The sequence below is a fragment of the Aeromicrobium sp. Leaf272 genome, from assembly GCF_001422865.1.
Classification (GTDB): domain Bacteria; phylum Actinomycetota; class Actinomycetes; order Propionibacteriales; family Nocardioidaceae; genus Aeromicrobium.
The window spans coordinates 343,656-345,198 of sequence record NZ_LMMY01000009.1; the positions used below are offsets into that span (position 1 = coordinate 343,656).

The window sequence follows — 1,543 nt, forward strand, 5'->3', positions numbered from 1 at the left end:
GCCGCGGTCGAGAGGGTGCCGATCCCGTACGCCATGCTGCGCAGGGAGGACGTGTGCAGGTCGTCGTCGACCGCGGCCGTCGCGTCGGCCACGACGACGACCCGGAGGTCGTGGGCGAAGGCGTCGCGGGCGGTGCCCTCGACGCAGACGTTGGTGGTCACGCCGCACACCACGACGGTCCCGACGTCGAGCGCACGCAGCTCCTCCGCGAGGCCGGTGCCGAAGAACGCGCTGTACCGCGTCTTGTCCACCACGCGCTCTCCTGGCCACGGGGTGAGGGCGGGCACGATCTCGGCGTCCCAGTCGTCGCCGACGAGAGCACCGGGCAGGCGCAGCGCCGGCGCGACCTCGAAGAGCAGCCCGGCGTCGCCGTGGTCGGCCCGCAACGAGTAGCGGGTGTGCACGACGTGCGCGCCACCGTTCCGGGCAGCGGCGAGCAGCGACGCCACCGTCGGCACCACCGCGGCCGCCGGCCGGTGGTCGAGCCCGCTGCGGGCGACGCTGCCGGCCTCGTCGCAGAAGGCGTTCTGCATGTCGACGACGAGCAGTGCCGTGCTCGCGGGGTCGAGCTCCATGCCCCGTCCGCCGGCGCCGTCGAGGCCGGATGCATACGTATGGATCATCTCGTCGACCATGCCCGTCCCCGCCCTCTCGCCGGCTCAGGCCCGCGCCGGGCCGGTGCTGGAACGGCGGACGAGCCGCACCGGGTGGACCTGGCGCTGCGGCTCCGCCGAGTCGTCGGTGCCGTGGATGCGCCCGAGCACGAGCCGGGCCGCCGCCCGCGCCATCTCGTCCATCGGCTGGCGGACGGTCGTGAGACCGAAGCGGTCCCAGCCGGCCATCGTGAGGTCGTCGTAGCCCATGACCGAGAGATCATCCGGGACCCGCAGCCCGTGCCGCTGGGCGGCGTCGAGCACGCCGAACGCCACGAGGTCGTCGGCGCAGAAGATCGCCGTCGGCACGTCCGGCCCCTGCATGAGCTCGGCGCCCAGCTGCTCGCCGACCTCGTAGGAGAACGGACCCTCGCGTCGCAGCCGCTCGTCGAACGGCACCCCCAGCTGCGCGAGCGTGCCACGGAAGGCCTCCTCGCGGTCACGGAAGACGGCCATCGCGCTCGGACCGGTGATGAGGCCGATGCGGCGGTGGCCGAGCTCGACGAGGTGCTCCGCAGCGAGCCTACCGCCGGCCGTGTAGTCCGACAGCACGCGATCGAGAGGCCGGCTCTCGATCTCGCGATTCACCAGCACGACCGGCATCCGCAGGTCGGCGAAGCCGGTCGCGGCGGTGTCGGCACTCTGCGCCGAGGCGAACACGACACCGTCGACCGAGCCCAGCAGCAGGTCGACGAGCTCGCTCCCGTCGTCGGAGCCCTGCTGGTCCGACACGAGGAACGTCCGGTAGCCGGCGAGGTGGAGCTCGTCGCGCAGCGCGTCGACGACCTCCAGGAAGTAGGGGTTGCGCAGGTCGGCGACCACGACGCCGATGGTCTGCGTCCGACGTGTCTTGAGGCTGCGCGCCGCGTGGTTGGTGACGTACCCGAGGC

Annotated in this window: 1 protein-coding gene and 1 pseudogene; both read right to left on the reverse strand. The window is 73.0% G+C overall.

Annotation, left to right across the window (positions count from 1 at the left end; all coding sequences use genetic code 11):
• Nucleotides 1–635 (reverse strand): annotated as a pseudogene (locus ASF38_RS19590) (cysteine hydrolase); the annotation flags it as partial.
• 24 nt (nt 636–659) lie between these two features.
• The coding region (locus ASF38_RS03260) for a LacI family DNA-binding transcriptional regulator (RefSeq protein WP_162237284.1) at nt 660–1,543 on the reverse strand (884 nt) is incomplete at its 5' end.